Genomic DNA, 4,720 nt, shown 5'->3' with positions numbered 1-4,720 from the left:
AATGGGCGGTGCGCTTCCATGCCCATCCGCTCGGCTTCATCGACCACAAGCACAGGAAACTGGTTCGCCGCAGCGCCGCGCCAACCCAACCGCTTGGCGCTGCCGCGAACCCATCATAAGGGGGAAACTGTTACCTATCTATCCGGTTCAAACTGTTACCCATCTATCGGCTGGACACTGTCGCCGAAGATTTCGCCAATCGCCAACGTTGCTGAATGGGCGCCGGGAGTGCGGCCATCTCCTTCTCCCCGTCACTATACGGGGAGAAGGTGCCGGCAGGCGGATGAGGGGCGGCGCCGACCGATTGTTATCCTCGTCGCCCGCTCAGTGCAGGCGGCCGCTCGCATGGGCCAGCATGGTGTAGACCTTGCCGGTGTCCGACGTCAGGTAGGTCTGCGCCATGATGTTGTCACGGTCGTTGCGCGAGACATCCTTGAGCAGCTTCTCGAAATCGTCGCAGTAGCGGTCGACAGCAGCGCGGAACTCGGCTTCCGCCTGATACTTGCGACGGATCTCGTCGAACGTCTGCTGTCCCTTCAGTGTGTAGAGCCGCCGCGTGAACACGTCACGCTCGCCACGCCGGTAGCGGTTCCACAGCTCGATCGAAGCCTCGTGGTCGATGGCACGCGCGATATCGACTGAGAGCGAGTTCAGCGATTCCACGACATGCAGGGGCGAGCGCTGGGCAGGGGTAGCGCGCTGCGCTTCCGCGGGGGCCGTAGGGGCTGCCGACCTGAGGTCCTCATCGTTCGATGCCGCGGTCAGCAGATCCCGCACCCATCCGCCCTGGGGCGTGCGGGCGCTGGCATCGCCGCGCGGACGCGGTGCCGCCTCGGCAGGACGCTCAAGGTCGAGCGTGCCGCGCAATGCAGGGCCGCCCAAGGGCGCCTGAGGCGTGCGCAGGTCCGGCTGCGGTGCCGGTGCGCGGCGCGGCGGCTCGGCAGCGCGTGCGGCCGGCGGTTGCGGCGCCGGACGCAGGTTGCGTGGTTCGGACCCGTCACCGCCGCGGCCGGACTTGGCCACGATGTCCGAAAGCTCCTTCAGGGCGTTGATCTGCTCGGAAACGGCGCGGCGGATGGCCGAGGTCGATTCCTTTGCCTCTTCCGGCATTTCGATGACGCCCTTCTTGAGCTCGGCCCGGGTCAGGTCGAGTTCGCTCTTGATCGAGCCCGCGGTGCGCCGCATCTCCTCGGTCGCATCGGCAAAGCGCTTGGTTGCCGAGTCAACGACGTCGGTGATGGCGTTGCGGATCTTGTCGGCCGACTCCATCGTCTTGCCTTCGGCGTTCTGCAGTGTCTGGCCGACGAGATTTTCGAACGAGCGCATGACCCTTTCGAGATCCTCCGACTTCTTGACCAGGCCGACGGCGAGGTCTTCGAGCGACGACTGCCGTTCGAGCGTGTGTTCGAGATTGCTCTGGGCCGAGCTCAACAGGTCCGAAGCACTGGAGAGCAGGCGGCTGTGCTCGTCGAACTTGGTGGCAATCGACGCGACCTCGCGCAAGGTGGACGACGACAGTTCCGTCAGCCTTGTCGTGTTCGAATCGACCAGACGTGCAGAGCTGGCAAAGGTCTGCGCGGCCTTCTCGGTGGTGGCGGCGAAGCTTTGCGTGCTGCCGCTCAGGCGTTCATCGACCTGGCCGAGATTGACCGCGGCCTGGTCGATCAACTGACCGAGCTGCGAGCTGGACTTGGTCATGCGGCCGATGAGATCAGCGACGCTGTCGGACAGCGACGAGCGGGCGCCTTCGACCGCCGACAAGGTTTCGGCGGTGCGGCTGGCGAGCGCGTCGACAAGCGCAGCATTCTCGCTGCGCAGCTTCTCGGTGGCGCGTTCGGTGACCTCTTCCATGCTCTTTTGCAGGTCCGAGCCGCCCTGGGCGAAGCGCTCGACCAGGGGCCGTGCGGTTTCGTCGAGGATCTTCGACATTTCGGCCGAACGTGCGGCGAGCATGGTGTTGAGTTCGCGGGTGTTGGCGCCGATCGTCTTGGCGGCATCGTTGGTGCTTTGGCCGATATGCTGGCCAACCGCGGTGAAGGTCTCGGCGATCACATTGGCGCGCGAGACGAGTTGCGCCTCGGCATTCGACACCTGTTCGTTGAGCTTCTGGCCCATCGTCTCGGCTGTGAAGGCGAGGCGGTTCTCGACGCCTGAGACCTGCTCTTCGACACGGGCTGCCGCGGCCGCGGCACTCGACGCGAAACGCTCGTCCGCACCGGCAAGCGCCTGCTCGATTTCGCGGGCATGCACGGCCATTTCCTGGCCGGTCCGCCTTGCGCGTTCGGCAACCCGTTGCTCGGTATCCGCAAAGGCACCGACGATCGTCTCGGCATGCTCGCCGATCGTGGAGGTGCTGCTGGCGATGCGCGACACCAGACGCTGATCCGCCTCGTCGAAGATACGGCCGATTTCCGAGGCACGGCTCGACAGCGCTTCCGAACCTTCGGCGATGCGCGAGACGAGTTGCTGGTCGGCGGCATCGAAGATGCGGCCAAGGTCCGATGCACGCGCGGCAAGCGCTTCGGCCGATTCGCCGATGCGCATGCCGAGCCGCTGGTCGGCGCCTTCGAAGTTGCGCAGGATGTCGCCGGCACGCGCGGCCAGCGACTGGGCGGTCTCGATAGCGCGGGCAACCAGCTTCTGGTCGGCCGCATCGAACGTGCCGGCAATCTCGCTTGCACGGGCGGCCAGATGATCCGCGGTGTCCTGGGCCCGGGCAGTCAGCTGATCGGCGGCTTCCTGGGCACGGGCGGCCAGCTTCTGATCTGCCGCGTCGAAGGTGCCGGCGATCTGGCTTGCGCGAGCGGCCAGCTGATCGGCGGTTTCATGCGCGCGGGCCAGCAGCGAGCTGGACGTATCGTCGGCACGAGCAAGCAAGGCGTTGGACGTGTCTTCGGCGCGAGCGTGGAGGCGACGGTCTGCATCCTCGAAGGTGCGGGCGATGTCTTCGGCCCGCGCCAGCAGGGCGGCGGACGTCTGCTCGGCGCGCTCGGCGATCTTGCGGTCGGCGTCGCTGAAAGCGGCACCGGCCTGCTCGTGCAGGGTGCTGGTGACTTCCAGCACCTTTTCGCGCAGGGCGCCGGCGACAAACACGGCGCTCTTCTCGAGCACGGCGCGGACGTTGTCTACGCCTGTCGAGAGCGCACGCTCCATGGTGCCGGCACGCTCCTCGATGATGCCGGTCTGGCGGCTGAATGCCTGCTCGATCTTCTCGACATCGCCTGCGATAGCGGCAGAGATGTCCGAGCTTCTGGCGGCGATCTGGTCGATGTGGCCCGACAGCGAGCGGTCGACATCCTTGCGGGTCTCGGCCAGCTTGCCGAGATCGTCTTCCAGCGCGAGGGTCAGCATATTGCGGCCTTCGGCGAGCTTGCCGACATGCCCGGCGATGATGTTGTCGATATCGCCGCGGCTTTCGGTGAGCTTCTGCAGGTCAGTTTCGAGGGCGCGTTTGAGAATGTCGCGACCCTCGGCCAGTTTCTCCACCTGGCCGGCGACCAGGCCGTCGATGCTGGAGCGGCTTTCGGCCAGCTTGGCGAGGTCGGCTTCCAGCGCGCGCTTGAGAACATCGCGGCCCTCGGCGAGCTTCTCAACCTGGCCGGCGACCAGGCCATCGATGCTGGAGCGGCTCTCGGCCAGCTTGCCGAGATCGTCCTCAAGCGCTTTCGACAGGGTCGAGCGCTCCTGGACGAGCCTTTCCGCGTGGCTGTTGACGAGGCCGCCGACGTTTTCGAGGTCGGCTTCAAGCGCTTTCGACAGCGTCGAACGGTCCTGCACGAGCCTTTCGGAATGGCTGTTGACCAGGCCGTTGACGCTTTCGAGATCAGCCTCGAGCGCCCGGGCGAACTGTGCCCGGTCATCGACCAGTTTCTGCGACTGGTCGGCAATGGTGCCCTTGATCGCATTGAGGTCGGATTCCAGAGCACGCCGCAGGATATCTCGGCCCTCGGACAGCTTCTCGACCTGACCGGCAACCAGCCCGTCGATGCTGGAACGGCTGTCGGCCAGCTTGGCGAGGTCATCCTCAAGGGCCCTCGACAGGGCGGAGCGGTCTTGGACGAGCTTGTTCATGTGATCGGCGATGACGCTGTTCACATTCTGCAGATCGGCTTCCAGGACCCGGGAAAGCTGACCGCGATCCTCGGCCAGCTTTTCCGACTGGCTCGATATGACGCCCTTGATCGTGTTCAGATCGGATTCCAGCGCGCGCTTGAGAATGTCGCGGCCTTCCGCCAGCTTCTCGACCTGACCGGCGACCAGACCGTCGATGCTCGAACGGCTTTCAGCCAGCTTGGCAAGGTCGGCCTCAAGCGTCTGGGACAGCAGGCCGCGGTCCTCGGCCAGCCGTCCCGAGTGGCTTTCGATCAGGCCGCGTATTCCGGACAGATCGCTGTCGAGCGAATGGGAAAGCTGCGTGCGGTCCTCCGCCAGTTTGGCGGAATGGGTTTCGATCAGGCTCTTGATGCCGACGATGTCGTTTTCCAACGCCTTGGCGAGCACGGCGCGGCCCTCGGCGATCTTCTCGACCTGACCGGCGACCAGACCGTCGATGCTGGCGCGGCTGTCGGACAGTTTGCCGAGGTCGGCCTCCAGGGCGCGTGACAGAATGTTGCGACCCTCGGCAAGTTTTCCAACATGCCCGGCCACCATTTCGTCAATAATCGTACGAGCTTGCACCAGTTTCCCGGAGTCTTCATTTAGGGCAGTGGAGAGCCTGTTG

The 4,720-nt window shown here is 65.2% G+C and carries 1 protein-coding gene; it reads right to left on the bottom strand.

Annotated features, from left to right (window positions below):
- Positions 1–324 precede the first annotated feature (324 nt).
- Positions 325–4,720 (bottom strand): kinesin (locus EN750_RS19325; RefSeq protein WP_127397355.1); only part of this gene is annotated, 4,396 nt, incomplete at its 5' end.

The organism is Mesorhizobium sp. M7A.F.Ca.ET.027.03.2.1 (assembly GCF_003999175.1).
Classification (GTDB): Bacteria; Pseudomonadota; Alphaproteobacteria; order Rhizobiales; family Rhizobiaceae; genus Mesorhizobium.
Note: the sequence above shows the minus strand (reverse complement) of the source record. Positions and strands in the feature narration are given on the sequence as shown.